The 450-nt window shown below is 32.9% G+C and carries 1 pseudogene; it reads right to left on the bottom strand.

The features are described from left to right. Positions 1–450 (bottom strand): annotated as a pseudogene (locus ACM0OW_RS25790) (IS4 family transposase); the annotation flags it as partial.

The following is a 450-nucleotide window of genomic DNA, read 5'->3' as shown; positions in this document are numbered from 1 at the left end:
GCAGAAATAGCCAATTCTAAGGACTCAAAATTCGTTAAAATAAACCATCCTTCTTTCGGTGCTACTCCGTTGATTTTACGTTTCCATTTACAAGCAACGTTAAAGCTCATGAAACCGCGAGTCTTTGTTACCTTCACACCTTGAATAAAAAATGATACTCCTGGTTCTAATCCCAAACTGTTTAATTCCTGAAAAATATCTTTTTCAACCTCTACAAACTCGTTCTTTTTTAATCGCAAGCAAAAGTATACACTCAATGTTTTAAGGTACTTGGCGAGTTTTACAGAACAAAATTCTCTATCACCTAATACACATATTTTATAATTGTGAAAAAGTGGCATTACTTGAGACAATATTTTTTGTTGCTCATCTATGTTACTACTCCCTAATTTTGGCAATAATTTAAAATAGATTGGAAATGCTCTTTTATCCCAAATGACACTCACCATA

Origin of the sequence: Anabaena sp. CCY 0017, assembly GCF_963920885.1 — a bacterium.
GTDB lineage: Bacteria > Cyanobacteriota > Cyanobacteriia > Cyanobacteriales > Nostocaceae > Nodularia.
Note: the sequence above shows the minus strand (reverse complement) of the source record. Positions and strands in the feature narration are given on the sequence as shown.